Origin of the sequence: Achromobacter sp. D10 (assembly GCF_035282245.1) — a bacterium.
Lineage (GTDB): Bacteria > Pseudomonadota > Gammaproteobacteria > Burkholderiales > Burkholderiaceae_B > Achromobacter > Achromobacter insolitus.
In genome coordinates this window covers 21,746-40,600 of the sequence record NZ_JAYJLE010000011.1, presented here as the reverse complement: position 1 = coordinate 40,600, position 18,855 = coordinate 21,746, and the positions used below count along the sequence as shown (strand labels likewise).

The 18,855-nt window shown below is 65.4% G+C and carries 18 protein-coding genes; 7 read left to right on the top strand and 11 right to left on the bottom strand.

All coding sequences use genetic code 11. The features are described from left to right. Nucleotides 1-82: 82 nt before the first annotated feature. On the bottom strand, nt 83-469 hold the full coding sequence (locus tag VCS63_RS23185; protein WP_042794724.1) for a ribbon-helix-helix domain-containing protein: 387 nt from the start codon (nt 467-469) through the stop codon (nt 83-85). Nucleotides 470-702: 233 nt separating this feature from the next. Here VCS63_RS23185 and adhP point away from each other — a divergent pair, with 233 nt between their 5' ends. Next, nucleotides 703-1,728 (top strand): alcohol dehydrogenase AdhP, encoded by a 1,026-nt coding sequence (gene adhP / locus VCS63_RS23180; RefSeq protein ID WP_063643201.1) that lies wholly within the window; start codon nt 703-705, stop codon nt 1,726-1,728. 105 nt (nt 1,729-1,833) lie between these two features. Here adhP and VCS63_RS23175 read toward each other — a convergent pair whose 3' ends face one another. From VCS63_RS23175 to VCS63_RS23160, 4 genes are all read right to left on the bottom strand, one after another. After that, nucleotides 1,834-2,412: a DJ-1/PfpI family protein gene (locus VCS63_RS23175; RefSeq protein WP_042794727.1), complete on the bottom strand. Its 579-nt coding sequence runs from the start codon at nt 2,410-2,412 to the stop codon at nt 1,834-1,836. A gap of 144 nt (nt 2,413-2,556) precedes the next feature. Beyond that, nucleotides 2,557-3,045 (bottom strand): Cys-tRNA(Pro) deacylase, encoded by a 489-nt coding sequence (gene ybaK, locus VCS63_RS23170; RefSeq protein WP_042794728.1) that lies wholly within the window; start codon nt 3,043-3,045, stop codon nt 2,557-2,559. 41 nt (nt 3,046-3,086) lie between these two features. Then, entirely contained in the window at nt 3,087-4,070 is a 984-nt protein-coding gene (gene xerD / locus VCS63_RS23165) for a site-specific tyrosine recombinase XerD (RefSeq protein WP_149063988.1), read from the bottom strand. A gap of 16 nt (nt 4,071-4,086) precedes the next feature. Next, nucleotides 4,087-4,992, bottom strand: coding sequence for a LysR substrate-binding domain-containing protein (locus tag VCS63_RS23160; protein WP_063962216.1), 906 nt, complete (start codon nt 4,990-4,992; stop codon nt 4,087-4,089). A gap of 183 nt (nt 4,993-5,175) precedes the next feature. Here VCS63_RS23160 and VCS63_RS23155 point away from each other — a divergent pair, with 183 nt between their 5' ends. The 4 genes from VCS63_RS23155 to VCS63_RS23140 all read left to right on the top strand — a co-directional run bounded on the left by VCS63_RS23155 (nt 5,176) and on the right by VCS63_RS23140 (nt 9,829). After that, entirely contained in the window at nt 5,176-6,858 is a 1,683-nt protein-coding gene (locus VCS63_RS23155; RefSeq protein ID WP_323881171.1) for a thiamine pyrophosphate-binding protein, read from the top strand. Nucleotides 6,859-6,964: 106 nt separating this feature from the next. Next, nucleotides 6,965-8,158 (top strand): acyl-CoA dehydrogenase, encoded by a 1,194-nt coding sequence (locus tag VCS63_RS23150; RefSeq protein WP_042794731.1) that lies wholly within the window; start codon nt 6,965-6,967, stop codon nt 8,156-8,158. Nucleotides 8,159-8,317: 159 nt separating this feature from the next. Next, complete coding sequence (locus VCS63_RS23145; protein WP_042794732.1) at nt 8,318-8,671, top strand: nuclear transport factor 2 family protein; 354 nt, start codon at nt 8,318-8,320, stop codon at nt 8,669-8,671. 171 nt (nt 8,672-8,842) lie between these two features. After that, nucleotides 8,843-9,829 (top strand): TRAP transporter substrate-binding protein, encoded by a 987-nt coding sequence (locus tag VCS63_RS23140; RefSeq protein WP_063643210.1) that lies wholly within the window; start codon nt 8,843-8,845, stop codon nt 9,827-9,829. Between the two features lie 46 nt (nt 9,830-9,875). On the opposite strand, the gene VCS63_RS23135 is transcribed toward VCS63_RS23140, so the two are convergent. After that, nucleotides 9,876-10,823, bottom strand: a complete 948-nt coding sequence (locus tag VCS63_RS23135) for a LysR family transcriptional regulator (protein ID WP_063643215.1) — start codon at nt 10,821-10,823, stop codon at nt 9,876-9,878. A 95-nt stretch (nt 10,824-10,918) separates the two neighbouring features. On the opposite strand from VCS63_RS23135, the gene VCS63_RS23130 reads away from it, so the two are divergent. After that, complete coding sequence (locus tag VCS63_RS23130) at nt 10,919-12,136, top strand: MFS transporter (protein WP_063643218.1); 1,218 nt, start codon at nt 10,919-10,921, stop codon at nt 12,134-12,136. Between the two features lie 14 nt (nt 12,137-12,150). On the opposite strand, the gene VCS63_RS23125 is transcribed toward VCS63_RS23130, so the two are convergent. From VCS63_RS23125 to VCS63_RS23105, 5 genes are all read right to left on the bottom strand, one after another. Next, nucleotides 12,151-12,594, bottom strand: coding sequence for a MaoC family dehydratase (locus VCS63_RS23125; RefSeq protein ID WP_042794735.1), 444 nt, complete (start codon nt 12,592-12,594; stop codon nt 12,151-12,153). A gap of 68 nt (nt 12,595-12,662) precedes the next feature. Beyond that, on the bottom strand, nt 12,663-13,898 hold the full coding sequence (boxA, locus tag VCS63_RS23120) for a benzoyl-CoA 2,3-epoxidase subunit BoxA (protein ID WP_323881093.1): 1,236 nt from the start codon (nt 13,896-13,898) through the stop codon (nt 12,663-12,665). Nucleotides 13,899-13,952: 54 nt separating this feature from the next. Then, nucleotides 13,953-15,380: a benzoyl-CoA 2,3-epoxidase subunit BoxB gene (gene boxB, locus VCS63_RS23115; protein ID WP_042794736.1), complete on the bottom strand. Its 1,428-nt coding sequence runs from the start codon at nt 15,378-15,380 to the stop codon at nt 13,953-13,955. A gap of 57 nt (nt 15,381-15,437) precedes the next feature. After that, nucleotides 15,438-17,096, bottom strand: coding sequence for a 2,3-epoxybenzoyl-CoA dihydrolase (gene boxC / locus VCS63_RS23110; RefSeq protein WP_164793195.1), 1,659 nt, complete (start codon nt 17,094-17,096; stop codon nt 15,438-15,440). Nucleotides 17,097-17,240: 144 nt separating this feature from the next. Next, nucleotides 17,241-18,149, bottom strand: a complete 909-nt coding sequence (locus VCS63_RS23105; RefSeq protein WP_042794737.1) for a helix-turn-helix transcriptional regulator — start codon at nt 18,147-18,149, stop codon at nt 17,241-17,243. Nucleotides 18,150-18,325: 176 nt separating this feature from the next. On the opposite strand from VCS63_RS23105, the gene VCS63_RS23100 reads away from it, so the two are divergent. After that, the gene (locus VCS63_RS23100; protein WP_063961745.1) at nt 18,326-18,796 is read left to right on the top strand and encodes a DUF4863 family protein; all 471 of its coding nucleotides are present in this window, start codon (nt 18,326-18,328) and stop codon (nt 18,794-18,796) included. Nucleotides 18,797-18,855: the final 59 nt, after the last annotated feature.

The window sequence follows — 18,855 nt, the reverse complement described above, 5'->3', positions numbered from 1 at the left end:
GTTGGCGGCGACCTCGGCAAAAGGGCCCGACAAGTCGGGCCCTTTGCTTTTTCCGGCGCAGCCCGGAATGACCGCCGGCGGGTTATGCCGCCTTGCGCTTGGGACGCAGCGGCTCCGTGTCATACAGCGTGGGCGGCAGGCCCTCCAACACGGCTTGCGGATTGAGCGAGCGGATCGGCACAGCGGCATCCCGCGGAATGCGGCCCTCTGCCTGCAGCAACTGATAGCGCAGGCAACACACGCGCAGGAAAGAAGTGAAGTTGGCGGCCTCGCCGCGGTACTCGATCAGTTCGTCGTACAAACGTTCGATCAGCTGCGTCACGCGCATGCCGTCGCGGCCCGCGATTTCTTCCAGCACTTGCCAGAACAGCCGCTCCAGCCGCAGGCTGGTGGCCACGCCGTGCAGCCGCAACGAACGGGTTTCGGGCGCGTACGACTGCTCGCTGGCGCGGATGAAGATTTCACACATGGGAGCTCCTGGAACTCGAAACGGGGCCGGGATAGCTACGGCTCACTGTACGCCGGTTGACGCGCCCGCGGCAAGGCGCGGCGACGGCCCCAGAACTTCAGCAGCTTGCCGCCTCATTGTGAAACCACACGTTTCCGCTGCCCATGCGCAAGCGGCCCTGTTGATATAAATCATGGTCGGGAATGCGTCCACGTTCGAGCATAAGGAATCTTGATCAGACTTCGGAGGCAGTGATGGATAAAACCATGAAAGCGGCGGTTGCACGAGCATTCGGCAAGCCCCTGGCAATCGAAGAAGTCGCGGTGCCCCGCCCCGGTCCGGGCGAACTGCTGGTAAAGATCGAAGCCTGCGGGGTATGCCACACCGACCTGCATGCCGTCGAAGGCGACTGGCCCGTCAAACCCAACCCACCCTTCATCCCTGGCCACGAAGGCGTCGGCCACGTCGTCGCCGTGGGCGCCGGTGTCACCCATGTCAAGGAAGGCGACCGGGTCGGCATCCCCTGGCTTTACTCTGCCTGCGGGCATTGCGAGCACTGCCTGGGCGGCTGGGAAACGCTGTGTGAACAGCAAAAGAACGCGGGCTACTCCGTGAACGGCGGCTTTGCCGAGTACGCGCTCGCTGACGCGAACTATGTGGGCCTGCTGCCCAAGAACGTCGGCTTCGTCGAGGTCGCGCCCGTACTGTGCGCTGGCGTCACCGTTTACAAGGGCTTGAAGATGACGGATACCCGCCCAGGCAACTGGGTGGTCATCTCGGGCATCGGCGGGCTGGGGCACATGGCGGTGCAGTACGCCAAGGCCATGGGACTGAACGTGGCCGCGGTGGACATCGACGACACCAAGCTGGACTTCGCCCGCCGCCTGGGCGCCGAGGTCACGGTCAACGCCAAGTCCACCGATCCGGCGGCCTATCTGAAACGCGAAATCGGCGGCGCGCACGGCGCGCTGATCACGGCCGTGTCTCCCAAGGCCTTCGAACAGGCGCTGGGCATGGTGCGCCGCGGCGGCACCGTGGCGCTCAACGGACTGCCCCCGGGAGACTTCCCGCTCTCGATCTTCGACATGGTGCTTAATGGCGTCACCGTCCGCGGCTCCATCGTAGGTTCGCGCCTGGACCTGCAGGAGTCGCTGCAATTCGCCGAGGAAGGCAAAGTCCACGCCACCGTGTCCACCGAAAGCCTGGAGAACATCAACGACGTGTTCGACCGCATGCGCCGCGGCCAGATCGAAGGCCGCGTCGTGCTCGACTTCGCTTGACCGGCACACGATGATGCAAAAGCGCCAGGGGCGGCAGAAATGCCGCCCCTGGCGCTTTTGCATGCCCTCATCGCGCACGGCGCGAGGGCATTTTTTCCTGGAGAATCAGGGCGTGATCTTGGTGCCCAGCACCGCCAGGAATTGCGACATCCAGGCAGGATGCGCGGGCCAGGCCGGTGCCGTCACCAGGTTGCCGTCGGTGTAGGCCTGATCGATGCCGATTTCGGCGTAGGTGCCGCCCGCCAGCCGCACTTCGGGCGCGCAAGCCGGATACGCGGAGCAGGTGCGGCCCTTCAGGATGCCGGCTGCAGCCAACAGCTGCGCCCCATGGCAGACCGCCGCGATGGGCTTACCCGCCTGATCAAAGGCGCGCACGATGTCCAGCACCTTTTCATTCAGGCGCAGATACTCCGGCGCGCGGCCGCCCGGGATGACCAGGCCGTCGTACGACGACGGCTCGACGCGATCAAAGTCGTAGTTCAGCGCGAAATTGTGGCCGCGCTTTTCGGTATAGGTCTGCGCGCCCTCGAAATCGTGGATCGCGGTCGCGATGGTGTCGCCGGCCTTCTTGTCCGGACATACCGCGTGCACCGTGTGCCCCACCGTCAGCAGGGTCTGGTACGGCACCATGGTCTCGTAATCCTCGGCGTAGTCGCCGACCAGCATCAACAGTCGCTTGCTCATGTTTGTCTCCTAGGGATGGCGGAAAGCCGGTTCAGCGCCCGTGGCCGGGCCCGGTTCTTGATCTACGCCCCTATTGTGGCGCGGCCGCCGGCCTGGGAGGTGGTATGGGGATACCACGCGGAGGGCCAACACGCGGGTCGGCGGCTACTCCAGCGCGACGGACACGCCCTTGGCGCCCAGGAGACTGACCAGGACCTTGGGATCGATGCCGATCAGATAACCGCGCCGGCCGCCGTTGATGTAGACCACGGGGTAATCCAGTACTTCAGCCTCGACCCACACCGGCATTTTCTTGCGCGTGCCAAAAGGCGAGGTGCCGCCCACCTGGTAGCCCGAATGGCGTTGCGCCACCTCGGGCTTGCAGGGCTCGACCCGCTTCAGGCCTGCCTGGCGCGCCAGGTTCTTGGTGGAAACCTCGCGGTCGCCGTGCATGACGACGATCAGGGGCTTGGCGGACTCGTCTTCCATCACCAGGGTCTTTACCACCGCATGCGGATCCAGGCCCAATTGACGGGCGGCTTCGCCCGCGCCGCCGTGGTCCACGTAATCGTAGGTGTGTTCCGTGTACGCCACCTTGTTCTGCTTGAGGAACTGCGTGGCGGGGGTTTCAGAAACGTGGCGGGCTTTGCTCATGAGTATGTGTGAAAGAAGAATTGTGAGAACGTCGCAGGGGGCTAGCCACGCGGATGATGCGCCGCATGCAGCGCCTTCAGACGTTCGCGCGCGACGTGCGTATAGATCTGCGTGGTGGAGATGTCGGCGTGGCCCAGCAACATCTGCACCACGCGCAGATCTGCCCCATGGTTCAGCAAATGGGTGGCAAAGGCGTGCCGCAGCACATGCGGCGACAGCGGCGCGCGCACGTCGGCCTGCAAGGCGTATTTCTTCACCAGTTGCCAGAACGCCTGGCGGGACATCGCCTCGGCCCGGCCCGTGATGAACAGCGCGTCGCTGACGCGGCCGGCAGCCAGTTCCGGCCGTCCAGACTTCAGGTACCGGTCGATCCAATGCGCGGCCTCGGCGCCCAATGGCACCAGCCTGTCCTTGCCGCCCTTGCCCAACACCACCCGCACCACGCCCTCGTTCAGGCTCACATCCAGCGTGCGCATGCCGACCAGCTCGGACACGCGCAGGCCGGTAGCGTAAAGCGTCTCCAACATGGCGCGGTCGCGCAGGCCGCGGGCCTGCTCCAGGTCGGGCGCGCGCAGCAAGGCGTCCACCTGCTGCTCCGACAGCGTCTTGGGCATGCGCGGCGGCTGCTTGGCGGCGATCAGCGTCAGGCAGGGATCGCGTTCGGCGCGGTGCTCCCGCAGGGCCCAGGCATAGAAGCGGCGCAGCGCGGCCAGCCGGCGGTTGGCCGTGGTGGCACGCGTTTCCTCGTGGCGGAAGGCGAACCAGGCTTCGATGTCGGCCTTGCCGGCATCGCGCAAGGGTTTGGCCGGTCCGGCAGGCAGCGCGTGAACCTGCGCGGCCTCGCCATGGCGATCGGCCATTTCGCGCGCGTAGGCCTCCGGGTCTTCCAGCCAGCGGGCGAAGCCGGTCAGGTCGCGCCGGTAGGCGGCCAGGGTATTGGCCGAGAGGCCGTCCTCGAGCCATACGGCATCGATGAAGGCGTCGATATCGGCCTGGGATTGAAGCGGCGGACGGGTTTCGGGCATGCCTGGATTCTACGGCTCAGCGTCCGCCCACGCCCGCGGCGGCGGTCTTCAGCCAGCTCTCGAAGAGCTTCAGCGCCTCGGAACGTTCACTGCGCTGCGGATAGCCGAAGTAATAGCCCTGGCTCACCGACAGCGATTGCGGCACAGGCATCACCAGCGTGCCCTGGTCCAGCGCAGGCTGGGCCAGGAAGCGCGGCATCAACCCGACCCCGAGGCCCGCCTGCACCGCAGCCATCACCATGGTGAAAAGCTCGTAGCGCGGCCCGCCGGCAGCGTGAGGACCGTACAGATGGCTGTTAGCCCCATACCATTGGCGCCAGGCATCCGGCCGTGACGCCAAATGCAGATGCGTCATGCCCGCCAGCGCGCTGGCGCCCGGTTCCGGCTTGCGCTGCGACAATTCCGGCGCGCATACCGGCACCAGCTCACGTTCGGGAAACAGCAGCACGCCCTGCGTGCCCGGCCACAATCCGTCCCCGTGGTACAGCGCGCCATCGAAGGGCTGGTCCTTGAACTGGAACGGCAGCGTGCGCACGGACAGGCTGACCGTGATGTCGCCGTGTTCGCGCTGGAAGTCCGCCAGGCGCGGTATCAACCAGGTGGTGGCCAGCGTGGGCACCACGGCGATGTGGATGCTGCGGCCCATGCCGGTGCGGCTGACCAGGCCGAAGGTGTCCTTTTCGATCTGGTCCAGATGGTGACGGATGCGGCCGGCGTACTCCGCCCCGTGGTCGGTCAACACGATGCGCCGCCGTACCCGCGTGAACAGCTGGACGCCCAGGCGCGCCTCCAGGCTGGCAACCTGCCGGTAGACGGCGCTGTGCGTCAGGGACAGTTCCTCGGCCGCGCGGGAAAAGCTGCCCAGGCGGGCCGAAGCTTCAAACGCCTGCAAGGCGCTCAGGTTGGGAATGCCGTTTCTCATGGAGCGGGAACCGCCAGGTGCAAGCAGCGCCGCCGCGCCTGGGCGCGCGGTTCTTGCCGCGGCGCAGCATGGCAGGTCGTGCCGGTGGGTCAATAGATTGTGCAATTTTATCAATTGCATTGTGCGATCAAGGAACATTATGCTCGGATGTCCTAACCTCGGCTCATCATGACTACCACCCCCATGTCCCAGCAAGAATCCCGCCTTGGCGGACACATCCTGGTCGACCAATTGGTTGCGCAGGGCGTCAAACATGTTTTCTGCGTCCCCGGCGAAAGCTATCTGGCAGTGCTGGACGGCCTGCACGATGCGGACATCAAGGTCACGGTGTGCCGCCAGGAAGGCGGCGCGGCCATGATGGCCGACGCCCACGGCAAGCTGACCGGCGAACCCGGCATCTGCATGGTGACCCGCGGGCCCGGCGCGTCCAATGCGCTGGCTGGCGTGCACATCGCCAAGCAGGACTCCACTCCCCTGATTCTCTTCGTCGGCCAGATCGAGCGCGGCATGCGCGAACGTGAAGCCTTCCAGGAAATGGACTACCGCGCCGTGTTCGGCACGCAGGCCAAATGGGTCACTGAAATCGACCAGGTCGAACGCATTCCCGAACTGGTTTCGCGCGCCTTCCACATCGCCACTTCGGGCCGCCCCGGCCCGGTCGTGATCGCGCTGCCGGAAGACATGCTGGTCGAAGCCGCCAAGGTGGCCGACGCGCCCCGCTATGAAGTCATCGATTCCGCCCCCACGGCCGGCCAGCTGGCCGACCTGGAAAAGCTGCTGGCCGACGCCACGAACCCGGTCGCCATCCTGGGCGGCACGCGCTGGGACGCCCGCGCGGTGCAACAGTTCGCCGATTTCGCGCAGCGCCACGCGCTGCCCACGGCCGTATCCTTCCGCCGCCAGATGCTGTTCCCGGCCGACCATCCCTGCTTCATCGGCGACGTGGGCCTGGGCATCAATCCGGCGCTGCTCAAGCGCGTGGCCGATGCGGACCTGATCCTGCTCGTGGGCGGACGCATGTCGGAAAACCCCAGCCAGGCCTATACCCTGCTGGACATCCCGGTGCCCAGGCAGAAGCTGGTGCACGTGCACCCCGATTCCGCCGAACTGGCGCGCGTCTACCGCCCCACGCTGGCCATCAACACCTCCCCCGCCGCGTTCGCGCAGGCATTGGCCGGCCTGAAGGCGCCTGCCCAGCCCGCCTGGGCGGCCGGCACGCCGGTCATGCGCGAGTCCTACCTGAAATGGAGCGACCCCAGCGCCATCACGACGCCCGGCGCGCTGCAGATGGGCCAGGTCATGGCCTATCTGGAAAAGAAGTTGCCCGCCGATGCCATCATGACCAACGGCGCCGGCAACTACGCCACCTGGCTGCACCGTTTCCACCGTTACACGCGCTACGGCACGCAATTGGCGCCCACCTCGGGTTCCATGGGCTACGGCCTGCCTGCCGCCGTCGGCGCCAAGCGCGTCTCGCCCGACAAGACCGTGATCTGCTTCGCGGGCGACGGCTGCTTCCTGATGCACGGCCAGGAATTCGCGACCGCGGTGCAGTATGACCTGCCCATCATCGTCGTGCTGGTGGATAACGGCATGTACGGCACGATCCGCATGCACCAGGAAAAGCACTACCCCGGCCGCATTTCCGCGACCGAGCTGAAGAATCCGGACTTTGCCGACTATGCCCGCGCCTTCGGCGGGCACGGCGAACGCGTCGAGACCACCGAACAATTCGGCCCGGCCTTCGAACGCGCCATGGCCAGCGGCAAGCCGGCCATCTTGCACTGCTTCATCGATCCGGAAACCATCACCCCGGGCACGACCCTGGAGAAAATCCGCGACGCAGCGCTCAAGGCGCAGCACTGAAGGCGGGACGGAGCGGCGGCGCCCGCCGCTCCATCCGCCGCTTGCCGCCCGAATTATTTTAGGTTTAAACTTTCTAGCATTCCGAAATCCATAGCGGAGACCCAGCATGTCCTCGAATCCTTCCTTTCACTGGCAAGACCCTCTGTTGCTGGACCAGCAACTGACCGAAGAAGAACGCATGGTGCGTGACGCAGCCTACGCCTATGCGCAGGACAAGCTCGCCCCGCGCGTGCTGAACGCATTCCGCAACGAACAGACCGACCCGGCGATCTTCTCCGAAATGGGCGAACTGGGCCTGTTGGGCGCCACCATCCCCGTCGAATACGGCGGCGCCGGCCTGAACTACGTCAGCTACGGCCTGATTGCCCGCGAAGTCGAACGCATCGACTCCGGCTACCGTTCCATGATGAGCGTGCAGTCGTCGCTGGTGATGGTGCCCATCAACGAATTCGGCAGCGAAGAGCAGAAGAAGAAGTACCTGCCCAAGCTGGCCCGCGGCGAATGGATCGGCTGCTTCGGCCTGACCGAACCCAACCACGGCTCCGACCCCGGCGGCATGGAAACCCGCGCCGTCAAGACGGCCGACGGCTACAAGCTGACCGGCAACAAGATGTGGATCACCAACTCCCCCATCGCCGACGTCTTCGTGGTGTGGGCCAAGTGCGTGGGCGGCGACTTCGACGGCAAGATCCGCGGCTTCATCCTGGAAAAGGGCATGAAGGGCCTGTCGGCTCCGGCCATCCACGGCAAGGTCGGCCTGCGCGCCTCGATCACCGGCGAAATCGTGATGGACGAAGTGGAAGTGTCCGCCGACCAGATGATGCCTGGCGTGTCGGGCCTGAAGGGTCCGTTCACCTGCCTCAACTCGGCCCGCTACGGCATCGCCTGGGGCGCCGTGGGCGCCGCGGAAGCCTGCTGGCACACCGCCCGCCAGTACACCCTGGACCGCAAGCAGTTCGGCCGCCCGCTGGCCGCCAATCAGCTGATCCAGAAGAAGCTGGCCGACATGCAGACCGAAATCACGCTGGCCCTGCAAGGCTGCCTGCGCCTGGGCCGCATGAAGGATGAAGGCACCGCCGCCGTCGAAATCACCTCGATCATGAAGCGCAACTCTTGCGGCAAGGCGCTGGACATCGCCCGCCTGGCTCGCGACATGCTCGGCGGCAACGGCATCTCCGACGAGTTCGGCGTGGCCCGTCACCTGGTGAACCTGGAAGTGGTCAACACCTATGAAGGCACCCACGACGTGCACGCCCTGATCCTGGGCCGCGCGCAGACCGGCATCCAGGCGTTCTATTGATCGCCTGACCGGCCAAAGCCAGCCGCCCCTCGGGGCGGTTTTTTTTGGCGGTTCCGCTGGTCTTGCAAGCCGGCTTCCCCGATACTGCATCCATGGCGCCTGTGGGCGCCATCCGCATTCGACGCAATATCAGCCGGCTTATCCAGAATGGAAACACACATGACTCCGCGGCAGCTTGTCGAACTTTGGGTCGAGCGGTTCAATGCCGCCGACGCCGACGGCCTGGCCGAGCTTTACGATGAAAAGGCAGTGAACCACCAGGTCACCCAGGAACCGATTGTCGGACGCGATGCCATAAAGGCGATGTTCGAACGGGAGTTCGCCCAGGCCGACATGACCTGCATCGTGGAGACGATCCACGACGCAGGCGAGGTCGCAGCATTGGAGTGGCGCGATCCCTTGGGCTTGCGCGGCTGTGGGTTCTTTACCGTGCGCAACGGCCGGATCGTTTTCCAACGAGGGTACTGGGACAAGCTGTCTTTCCTGAAGATGCACGGCCTGCCCATCGCGTAAATACCGCGCGTCCGCAGCCCCCCAAAAAAGTCCGCGCATTGCCGAAAGCCCGTATAGGCGAGTCCTTGCACAGGCCGTACGCTTTGCGGCATCGGCCAGGCACAGGCCCGGGCGCCCCTTGCGCCGTTCCGCGTGTCCAGACCAGGATTTCCCCTCGACCAGGAGCCGCGCATGCAAGGTTGTCCGTCCCTCCGCCTGATGGCGGGTATCGCCATGGCGTTCGTCGCCCACGGCGCGTACGCCGCCACCACTCTTACGATGGCCACCGAATACCCGGCCACATCCATGCCCGGGCAAGGCGTGTCCACCTTTGCCGACCTGGTTCGCGCCAAGACGGCGGGCAAGGTGATCATCGATGCCAGCTATGACGCGTCCAAAGGGATCAAGTCGGCCGACATGATAGATGCGGTGCAAGCACGCCAGGTAGATGCCGGCGACGCCTTCGCCGGCGCGCTGGCCAGCAAGTACCCCTTGTTCGGCGTGTCTTCCCTGCCCTTCCTGGCGGACTCTCTGTCCAAGGCCCGCAACCTGAACAAGGCGGCCCGGCCTGCGTATGAAAAGCTGCTTGCGGCGCATGGACAAAAACTGCTCTACACCACGCCCTGGCCGGCATCCGGCATCTGGTCCAAGCAGAAGCTGGACAGCGTAGGCGCCCTGAAGCGCCTGAACATACGCACCTACGACGCCACGTCGCAGGACGTCATGCAGAAAGCCGGCGCCCAGGCGCGCAACATCTCCTTCGCGGACGCGATGCCCCTGATCGCCTCGGGCGAGGTGAACGCGGTGCTGTCATCGGGCGACGGCGGCGCGGGCCGCAAGTTGTGGGAACACCTGCCCAACTTCGCTGAAATCAACTACGCCATGCCGATCTCGGTGGCGACCATGAACCTGCAGGCCTACCAGGCGCTGGATGCGCGCACGCGCCGCGCCATCGACCAGGCGGCAGCCCAGACCGAGACCGAGCAATGGAAGCGCATAGACGGGCGCCTGCAGCAGAACTACGCCAACATGCGCAAGAACGGCGTGGCGATCAATACCTCGGTGCCGCTGCCCGTGCGCCGCGCGCTGAAGGACGCGGCCGCGGATTCCGTCAAGGCGTGGAAGGCGGCGGCCGGCCCCGACGCCGCGGCCATCCTGAAGCAGGCAGGCAAACGCTAACGCGCCTGACGGCGGCCGGCGCCAATGTCGCGGACCGCGTGATGCATCAGTCCGCAGGCCCTTGAGCCATGCGTAGTTCTGCCGGGAGATATTCGCGCATGACATCGATGAAGCGCCGTAGCCGGACCGGCTGGTAGCGCGAGGGCGGGTAGACGAGATAAACCGGCAGCGGCTCGGCGTGCCAACGCGGTGCCACGTGCACAAGGCGACCCTGGGCAATATCCTCGGACATTGCCCAGGCAGAGCCCAGGCCCGCCCCCAGGCCCAGTACCGCGGCCCGGCGCAACGCATGCAGCCCGTCCGTGGACAAGCGCGGCGTGATGCCAAAACGCGCAACCTCACCGGTATCCAGATTCGTCAGGACGACTTCATCGCGATAGAAGGTGCGCAGCGCCACCCAGGGCAAGGCGGCAAGCTGCCTGGGATCATCGGCACTTTCAATCGACTGCAGCACACCGGGCGCCGCCACCACGATGCGCGGCACCTCGCCCAGTTTCAGCGCGACCACCGAAGGGTCGGTGATCGGGCCGACGCGCAAGGCGCAATCGATGTTCTCGGCAATGAAATCAGGCATCCGGTCGTGCAACAGCCATTCGACCTGCATCTGGGGATACTGCCGCAGATAGCGCGCGAGCGGCTCGACGAACTGGTGCTGGCCGAACGCATGAGGGGCAACCACGCGCAGCATGCCCGCGGGCTCTTCGCCGCCGCCGCGCACCTCGCTTTCAAGCGAATCCCAGCCGGCGATGAGATTCTTGGCGCTTTGATAGCAACGCTGGCCGTCCTCGGTCAGGCGTATGGCGTGCGTGGAACGCTGCAGCAAGCGCACGCCCAGCATGCGCTCCAACAGTTGCAGCCGCCGGCTGACGGTGGGCTGTGTGCCGCCCAGTTGCACGGCGGCAGCCGACAGGCTGCCGGCCTCGACGATACGCACGAACGTCTCGATGAGAAGCACGCGGTCGGTGCTGGATACGGGAGATGGGGGCTTGGTCATACGCTCATCGTATAACGGATTTACCCACTGACGGGCTACCAGACAGCGCCCGGGACGTCCACAATCTGCGCCACACCCTACATCGGACTTCCATCATGTCTTCGTCGAATACTCTTGAAAACGCGCCTGCACGCGGCCTCATCGCGCTACTGGCGGTCGCCGCCGGCCTGGCGGTCGCATCCCTGTACTACAGCCAGCCGATGCTGGGCCTGCTGGGCGCGGAGCTGGGCGCCACGCCCAGCTCGCTGGGCTGGATTCCCACGCTTACCCAGCTTGGTTATGCGTTTGGCATATTGCTACTGGCTCCCCTTGGAGACCGGTACAACCGCAAGCGCATCATCCTGATCAAATCTCTCTTGCTTGCCACCAGCCTGCTGATGGCCGGCTTCGCCCCCGGCATGGGCTCGATGCTGGCCGCCAGTTTCACGGTCGGCCTTGCCGCCACCATGGCGCAGGACATCGTGCCCGCGGCGGCCACGATGGCTCCCGCACAACAGCGCGGCGCCATCGTCGGGACGGTGATGACCGGTTTGCTGCTGGGCATCCTGCTGTCTCGCGTGATCGGCGGATTCGTGGCCGCCAACTTCGGCTGGCGGGTGATGTTCTGGTCCGCGGCGCTGGCGATCCTGTTGCTGACGCTGGCGCTCTGGCGCAGCCTGCCCGCCTTCGCACCCACGAGCCGGCTGCCCTACCGGGCGCTACTCCGGTCGCTGGGCACCTTGTGGCACCAGTACCCCGAGCTGCGTCGTAGCGCCATGGCCCAGGGACTGCTGTACATGGGATTCAGCGCGTTCTGGTCGACGCTTGCCGTCATGTTGCAAGGGGCGCCGTTCCATCTAGGCGCGGACGCCGCGGGCGCCTTCGGCCTGGCGGGTGCCGTGGGCGCACTGGCGGCGCCGTTTGTCGGCCGGCTCGCCGACCGTCATGGTCCAGTCACGCTGGCCCGCCAGGGCGCGGCTCTGACGGCAGTTTCGTTCGCGTCGATGGCGCTGCTGCCCGCGCTGCCCCCGTCCGCCGCGCTATGGCTCATTGCCGCCAGCACCGTAGGCTTCGATCTTGGAATCCAGATGTCGCTGATCGCCCATCAGAGCATCGTGTATGGTCTTGATCCCGCCGCGCGCAGCCGGCTGAATGCGGTGCTCATGACCAGCGTTTTCGTCGGCATGGCGGCGGGAGGCGCGCTGGGCAGCTTGGCGCTGGGACAGTGGGGCTGGGCAGGCGTCACCGCGTTGGCTACCGCAACCGCCCTCGGCGCGTTGGTTCTGCGAAGCTTGCGCCAACGGCCGGCTGACACGGCAGCGTGCAGAGCCTGATTGGCGGCCAGCCTTCAGCTGTCGCCTGAGAGATCGAACAGACTGGTCGCGTCCAGTTCCAGCACGCCTTCATCGTGCTGGTTCAGGACTGTCCAGGCCCAGGTGATGATGCCCAGGTCCGGGCGCGACGATGAATGGCGCACGCCTTGCACGCGCGCTTCGAGGCGCAGGGTATCGCCGGGACGCACCGGCGTGCGCCAGCGCACCTCGCCCAGGCCGGGCGAGCCAAAAGACTCGGAATCGTGCAGCGCCGCGTCGACGGCCATGCGCATGGCCAGCGCGCAGGTATGCCAGCCGCTGGCGATCAGCCCGCCCCAACGGCCTTCCGACGCGCGCTTGGGATCGGTGTGGAACCATTGCGGATCGAACCTGCGTGCGAACTCCAGGATCTCGGCTTCCGTCACGACGACCGGACCGCCCTTGATGACCATCCCGTCCTTGAACTCGGCGAACTTCATGTGTGGATTCCCCCCGCAAATGCAATCGGCGCGCCACGGCGCGCCGATTGCCACGCATGTTTGTGGATTCAGTACGTTTCGAAATGCAGGCGCCCTTCGCGGCGCAACGCATCATGCAGGATAGACCAATCCTGGCCCCCTTGCACCGTCACATCGCGCAAAGCGTCCAGCACGCCGACCTCCATGCCTTTCAGGCCGCACACGTAAATGCAGGTATTGCGATCCGCCAGCAATTCCCGTACCGAGGCCGCGCGTTCGCGAATCAGGTCCTGCACGTAGCGCTTGGGCTGCCCCGTTTCGCGCGACAGCGCCAGATTGATATCGATGAAGTCGCGCGGCAGTTTCATCAGCGGCCCGAAGTACGGCAACTCGCGCTCGGTTCGCGCGCCGAAAAACAGCAGCAGCCGGCCGTTTTCGCCGGTGTCGATGCGGCGGCGGTAGCGTTCCGTCATGGCCCGCATGGGCGCCGAGCCCGTGCCGGTGCAGATCATGATGAGATTGGCGCGCGGGTGGTTGGGCATCAGGAAGGTATGCCCGAAAGGCCCGATCACCTGCACTTTGTCGTTCTTGGCCAGATCGCACAGGTAATTCGAGCACACCCCGTGGGCGGCCGCGCCGGCATGGTCTTCGGTGACACGCTTCACGGTCAGGGAAAGATTGTTGTAGCCGGCACGTTCGCCGTCGCGCGGACTGGCCAGCGAATACTGGCGCGCGTGATGCGGCCGCCCCTGCGCGTCCAGGCCCGGCGGCAGGATGCCGATGGACTGCCCTTCAAGCACAGGGAATGGCAGTTCGCCGAAGTCGAGCACGATATGGTGGATGTCGCTTTCCGTGTCGACGCCCGTCACGCGGTAATTGCCGACCACGGTGGCCGTCATCGGCGTCTTGTGCGTGTACAAGTTGACGTAGGGATGCGCGGCGGACCAGGGCGGGACGGTGGCGCCGGGCGCGCTGAATGGCGCCGGCGCGGCCAGGTCCGTTGCTGCCGGCACATCGTCGGCCGGCAGCGCAGCCGCCGTCTCGGGCAAGGCTTTTTCGCCCGGCAATTCCTCCCAGCCCAACTGCTCCTGCACACCATAGGCTTCGGCGCGCACCATCAGCCGCCAGTTATCGATGGCTCCCGTCGGGCATGGCGGCACGCAAGCCATGCAGCCGTTGCAGATATCGGGATCCACCACGTAGTTGTTCGAATCGTGGGTGATCGCCTTGATCGGACAGGTTTCTTCGCAAGTATTGCATCGGATGCAGATCTCGGGATCGATCAGATGCTGCTTCAGGACTTCTGCTGGTAAGGGAGCGTTCATCTCGGTCTTCCCCATGCTCCGGTAGGCGGCCGCATGCGCGGCCGCCGCCCCGCTTTAGTTGAAACGGACGTAATCGAAATTCACCGGTTGGCGGTTGATGCCCATGACGGGAGGCGCGATCCAGTTGGCGAACTTACCCGGCTCGGTGACGCGCCCCATCAGCGACGCGACAAATGCGCGATCTTCCGGCGTGGGCAGCCATTTGTGGCTGTTGGCCTGCCATTGCGATTCAGAGAGGATCTCGCCTTCGGGCGACATGCGGATGCCGGCCAAGGTGCCGATCTGGCGGTTGAATGCCTTGTGCGGCACCTGCAGGCGGAACGGCACGCCGCTCTTTTCAATGACCTTGTTCCAACGGCCTATGCCGGCAACCGAGTCACGGATGAAATCGTCTCGCAGCACTTCGTTCAAGGCGTTCAGCATCGGCACCTCGGTCTCGCGGAGCTTGCCGTTTTCCACGGCCAGCACGCGGTAGGTGTCGTTCTTCAATTGATGGTCGTCGGTGCGCTTGCTCTCTTCGTAGCGGCCTTTCAGGCCCGAACCGTAAAAGATGGCGGCGTTGGACGACTGGTCCGCGCCGAACAGGTCGATGGTGACGCTGTAGTGGAAATTCAGGTAGCGCTGGATGGTGGGCAGGTCGATCACCCCGGCCGCGCGCACCGAGTCCGGGTCATCGGTCTTGAGCTGGTTCATGACTTCGCAGGTACGCTGGATGACGCGCGAGATGCCTGATTCGCCCACGAACATGTGGTGCGCTTCCTCGGTCAGCATGAACTTGGTGGTGCGCGCCAGCGGATCGAAGCTGGACTCCGCCAACGCGCACAGCTGGAACTTGCCGTCGCGGTCGGTGAAGTACGTGAACATATAGAAAGCCAGCCAATCGGGCGTCTTCTCGTTGAACGCGCCCAGGATGCGCGGATTGTCGGAGTCCCCCGAGCTGCGCTGCAAGAGCGCGTCGGCCTCTTCGCGGCCGTCGCGGCCGAAATAGCGGTGCAGCAGATAGACCATGGCCCACAGGTGCCGGCCTTCCTCGACGTTGATCTGGAACAGGTTGCGCAGGTCGTACTGCGAGGGCGCGGTCAAGCCCAGGTGGCGCTGCTGCTCGATCGAGGCCGGCTCGGTGTCGCCTTGCGTGACGATGATGCGGCGCAGGTTGGCGCGGTGCTCGCCGGGCACGTCCTGCCAGACGTCGCGGCCCATGTTCTCGCCGAAGTGGATCTTGCGCTGGCCATCCTGCGGGGCCAGGAAAATCCCCCAGCGGTAGTCCGGCATCTTGACGTGGTCGAAGTGCGCCCAGCCGTCGGGCTGCACGCTGACGGCGGTGCGCAGATAAACGTCGAAGCCATGGGAGCCGTCGGGCCCCATGTCCTGCCACCATTGCAGGTAGTTGGGCTGCCAGTGCTCCAGCGCGCGCTGCAAGGTGCGGTCGCCGGACAAATTGACGTTGTTGGGAATCTTATCGGTGTAGTTGATGCCAGACATGTCTCGCTCCTGTTCCTTGGGGGTGGCCGCGGTGCGCGGCGCGGTGTCGCCGGGCCGTCAGACCCTGTTCCAGTCGAATGCGGCTTGCTCGCCCTTGCCGTAGAGCTTGAGCGCGCCCTTGTCACCAGCGGCGTTGGGGCGATTGAAGATCCAGTTCTGCCAGGCGGTCAGGCGCCCGAAGATGCGGGTCTCCATCGTTTCCTGCCCGCCGAAGCGCAGGTTGGCTTCCAGTCCGGTCAGGGCGTCGGGCGACAGCGCGCGGCGCTCCTCCAGCATCATGCGCACCTCGTCGTCCCAATCGATGTTGTCGGGCGCATAGGTGACCAGGCCCAGCTCCAGCGCGTCGGTGGCCGACAGCGGCTGGCCGGCGCGCGCGCGCACCGCTTCCAGGGGCGCTTCCTCTTCATAGAAGCGGCGTTGCAGGCGGCTCTGGCCGTTGACCAGCGGATAGGCGCCGAAATTCCGCTCGCCCACCACGATCTGCGCGGGCGCGGATTCGTCCTCGTTGTCCAGCATGTAGCTGCGGTCGGCGGCCAGTGCCAGTTCAAGCAGCGTGCCGGCAAAGCAGGAGCCCGGTTCGATCAGCGCGAAGAGGCTGCGCGAGGTAACGTCCAGGCGCGCCAGCGTGCGGCGCAGCATGCCGGCGGTTTCGCGCACGAACCAATGGTCCGCATGCTGTTGGAGCGCGGCGTCGGCGGCCAGCACCAGCGCGGCATCGCCCTCCGTCTTGATGATCCAGGTGCCGATGTCCAGCTCGTTGGTGCGCATCGACAGGATGGCATCGTCCAGTTCGCGCGCCATCTGCAGCGGCCACCATGCCGCGCCTGCGGCGACGATCTCCTGCAGTTCGGTTTGCACTGAACCCTCGGGCGCGCGCACCGTCCAGGTGGCTTGGCGCTTCTCGCGGTCCAGCTGGATGTCCACATAGCGGTAGGACAGGCCGTCGGCGCTTTCCGTGCGCTGCACCGGCGTCAACGCGATGCCCTGCTCGCCTGCCGGGCGGTCGCTGCCCTGCGCCAGCGCCTGCGCGCGTTCGCGCACGGCCGCCTCGAAGCGGGCCGGCTTGACCACATCATCCACCAGGCGCCAGTCCTTGGCCCGCTGGCCGCGCACGCCTTCGACCAGGGTGCAGAAGATGTCCGCGTGGTCGTGCCGCACGCGGCGCTTGTCGGTCACGCGGGTCAGTCCGCCGGTGCCGGGCAACACGCCCAAAAGCGGCACTTCGGGCAAGGCCACGGCGGAAGAGCGGTCGTCGATCAGCATGATCTCGTCGCACGCCAGGGCCAGCTCGTAGCCGCCCCCGGCGCAAGCGCCGTTGAGCGCGGCGATGAACTTCAAACCGCTGTGGCGGCTCGAGTCCTCGATACCGTTACGCGTTTCGTTGGTGAATTTGCAGAAGTTCACCTTCCAGGCGTGCGAGGACAGGCCCAGCATGAAGATGTTCGCGCCGGAACAGAAAATCCGGTCCTTCATGCTGGTCACGACAACGGTTCGCACTTCCGGATGCTCGAAGCGGATGCGCTGCAGGGCGTCGTGCAGTTCGATGTCCACGCCCAGGTCGTAGGAATTCAGCTTGAGCTTGTAGCCCGGACGCAAGCCGCCGTCCTCGGCGACATCCATGGCCAGCGTGGCAACCGGGCCGTCGAAGCTCAGGCGCCAGTGGCGGTACTGCTCGGGGTCGGTCCGGAAATCAACCCGGTTGAGGGTGCTGCTCATTGTGTGTCTCCTCGTACGCCTGCCAAAACAGGAAAAATACTGCACTACATGAATTATTGTGCAGATTAGAGGACAAAAAAAGCCCCGTCAAGCGGGGCATGCACAAAAATGCATATTGCCTGCCTGGCAGGCGTCGAAACCCGCCTACAGCGGCAGGCCGCAAGCCTTGCGCACCTGGGTCCGCAAGCCCGCAAAGCTTTCCTGCACGTCCAGGTTGCTGGTAACCCAGGTCAGGTCGGCCTTGGCATAAAAGGCCTCGCGGCCGGCCAGGATGCGCTTCAAGTCGGCCATGGCCTCGTTGTTGCCCGACATGGGGCGGAAGTCGCCCTGCGCCATCACGCGGCCCATATGCTCCTCGGGGGTGGCCCGCAGCCACACCGTATAGCAGTGCGCCAGCAACAGGTTCAGGGTGGCCGGCTCGGAAACCAGCCCGCCCGGAGTCGCCAGCACCATTTCCGGGTAGATCTGCACGGCCTCTTCCAGCGCCCGCCGTTCGTAGCGGCGATAGGCGTTGGGACCGTACAGATTGTGGATTTCCAGGATGCTGCACCCGGCCACGCGTTCGATCTCGCGGTTCAGCTCGACGAAGGGGTAGCCGAGGTCGTCGGCCAGCATCTGGCCCAGCGTGGATTTGCCCGCGCCACGCAGGCCAATGAGCGCCACGCGCTGGGTACGGTTGGGACGCTGCGCCCCTGCGCCTACGCCGAACAACTGGGTCAGGGCCTCGCGTGCGCGCTGCAGGTCGGATTCCGTGCGGCCGCTGAGCAGTTCCCGGATCAGCAGCCAATCGGGTGACTCGGTGGTCACGTCGCCCACCAGTTCGGCCAGCGCGCAGTTGAAGGCCCGGGCGATCTGCAGCAACACCAGGATGGAGGCATTGCCTACGCCGTGCTCCAGGTTGGCCAAGTGGCGTTCCGACACACCGGTTACCTGCGACAGGCTCTTGCGGGTCATTCCGCGTATGGCCCGCAGGCGGCGCACCCGCTCGCCCAATGCCACCAGGAAGGCTTCCCGCCTGGGTTCGGATGGCGCCGCGTCTAGCGCTTGATTCATGTTTACGTGACTCCGCAAAAACCCTGATTACCACGCTTTATGCACTATAGTGCTTGACCATAATCAATGGAAGCACTATTTTTCCATTCAGCGAGCCGAAAGCGGCTCATATGCAAAAAAACAGCAGTCGATTTCATATCGATTCTGAAGCGCCGACAGTGTAAAGGAGGAGCCAGGTGAGCACGCCCGATCAATTCCATGCCCTGATGCGCGAGGTCACGCGCCTTACCGCGGGCCAGCCACTGGACGCAGCGCTGCAGGAAAGCCTGAATCGCGAAGCCGGACCGCACAGCGCCCTCTTCCAGGAGATATACGCCGCCTGTAGGCAAGGCGTGACCGAGGGCTGGATGTGCAGCCGGGAAGGCGGCGGCATCCGCTACGGCCGCGTCATCAAGCCCGCGCCGGACTTGGCGGACTGTTCGGTCGACGTCGTGGACATGAACGATCTGGCCGGCCCCCATCACGCGCATCCCAATGGCGAGATCGACATGATCATGCCGCTGACCGAGGGCGCCCGCTTCGACGGACACGGCGCCGGGTGGCTGGTCTACGGCCCCGGCAGCGCGCACAGCCCGACCGTGAGCGGCGGCCGCGCGCTGGTGCTGTACCTGCTGCCGGGCGGCGCCATCGAATTCACGCGGTCCTAGCGCCGCCCCGCCGCCAGAAAAACACACACAGCGCGGCCCCCACCCACAGGACATCAGGA

Excerpts from the sequence above, each read along its gene's own strand:
- VCS63_RS23185 (WP_042794724.1), bottom strand. The coding sequence starts at position 469 with ATGTGTGAAATCTTCATCCGCGCCAGCGAGCAGTCGTACGCGCCCGAA.
- adhP (WP_063643201.1), top strand. The coding sequence starts at position 703 with ATGGATAAAACCATGAAAGCGGCGGTTGCACGAGCATTCGGCAAGCCC.
- VCS63_RS23175 (WP_042794727.1), bottom strand. The coding sequence starts at position 2,412 with ATGAGCAAGCGACTGTTGATGCTGGTCGGCGACTACGCCGAGGATTAC.
- ybaK (WP_042794728.1), bottom strand. The coding sequence starts at position 3,045 with ATGAGCAAAGCCCGCCACGTTTCTGAAACCCCCGCCACGCAGTTCCTC.
- xerD (WP_149063988.1), bottom strand. The coding sequence starts at position 4,070 with ATGCCCGAAACCCGTCCGCCGCTTCAATCCCAGGCCGATATCGACGCC.
- VCS63_RS23160 (WP_063962216.1), bottom strand. The coding sequence starts at position 4,992 with ATGAGAAACGGCATTCCCAACCTGAGCGCCTTGCAGGCGTTTGAAGCT.
- VCS63_RS23155 (WP_323881171.1), top strand. The coding sequence starts at position 5,176 with ATGTCCCAGCAAGAATCCCGCCTTGGCGGACACATCCTGGTCGACCAA.
- VCS63_RS23150 (WP_042794731.1), top strand. The coding sequence starts at position 6,965 with ATGTCCTCGAATCCTTCCTTTCACTGGCAAGACCCTCTGTTGCTGGAC.
- VCS63_RS23145 (WP_042794732.1), top strand. The coding sequence starts at position 8,318 with ATGACTCCGCGGCAGCTTGTCGAACTTTGGGTCGAGCGGTTCAATGCC.
- VCS63_RS23140 (WP_063643210.1), top strand. The coding sequence starts at position 8,843 with ATGCAAGGTTGTCCGTCCCTCCGCCTGATGGCGGGTATCGCCATGGCG.
- VCS63_RS23135 (WP_063643215.1), bottom strand. The coding sequence starts at position 10,823 with ATGACCAAGCCCCCATCTCCCGTATCCAGCACCGACCGCGTGCTTCTC.
- VCS63_RS23130 (WP_063643218.1), top strand. The coding sequence starts at position 10,919 with ATGTCTTCGTCGAATACTCTTGAAAACGCGCCTGCACGCGGCCTCATC.
- VCS63_RS23125 (WP_042794735.1), bottom strand. The coding sequence starts at position 12,594 with ATGAAGTTCGCCGAGTTCAAGGACGGGATGGTCATCAAGGGCGGTCCG.
- boxA (WP_323881093.1), bottom strand. The coding sequence starts at position 13,898 with ATGAACGCTCCCTTACCAGCAGAAGTCCTGAAGCAGCATCTGATCGAT.
- boxB (WP_042794736.1), bottom strand. The coding sequence starts at position 15,380 with ATGTCTGGCATCAACTACACCGATAAGATTCCCAACAACGTCAATTTG.
- boxC (WP_164793195.1), bottom strand. The coding sequence starts at position 17,096 with ATGAGCAGCACCCTCAACCGGGTTGATTTCCGGACCGACCCCGAGCAG.
- VCS63_RS23105 (WP_042794737.1), bottom strand. The coding sequence starts at position 18,149 with ATGAATCAAGCGCTAGACGCGGCGCCATCCGAACCCAGGCGGGAAGCC.